The sequence below is a fragment of the Parendozoicomonas sp. 209JJ7-1 genome (assembly GCF_058147085.1).
The window spans coordinates 1-484 of sequence record NZ_JBYVJU010000160.1 but is presented as its reverse complement, the minus strand read 5'-3'; the positions used below and the strand labels follow the sequence as shown (position 1 = coordinate 484).

Below are 484 nucleotides of genomic sequence, written 5' to 3'. Positions count from 1 at the left end.
CGCTTACCCGGTTTGCACTGAAATTGCCGCACCACGATACGATGTTTACACTTTGTTTGTGGCTGGCTGCACGAATGTATGGACACAAGACTTAACGCCGCAAGCGGTGGGCTTAAAGAAAGTACAGATTTTTATAGCGGCGCGACTCGAAGGAATGAACTTCGATGTTTTTAGCCAGCCTTGCACAATAAAGCCGATGCTTGTTTAAGGTTGAACATAGTTGTTTGCCTGGTGATTTATGCACAATGATTATGCTGGCGTTGGCAACTGAAAGGTCTGAACTCGGGGCTAAAACGCCGCAAGCGCTTTACTCGACGACGATAGAAATTTAAATTGCGGCGTAACTCGGGGAAACAACTCCTATCTCTCCCAACGCCAGCCAACACAATAAAGAATGCTAATTTATCAGACTTGAAGTTTACTCAGCTTCGCCTAACGCCCGCATCAGGTGCGCCGAAGGCGTCACTTGGATGCGCTTGTTAGG

The 484-nt window shown here is 47.5% G+C and carries 1 protein-coding gene; it reads left to right on the top strand.

Annotated elements, in window-relative coordinates; translation table 11 throughout:
- Nucleotides 1-208: hypothetical protein (locus ACY2RQ_RS19830; RefSeq protein WP_490114741.1), on the top strand; the 208-nt coding region annotated here is incomplete at its 5' end.
- Nucleotides 209-484: the final 276 nt, after the last annotated feature.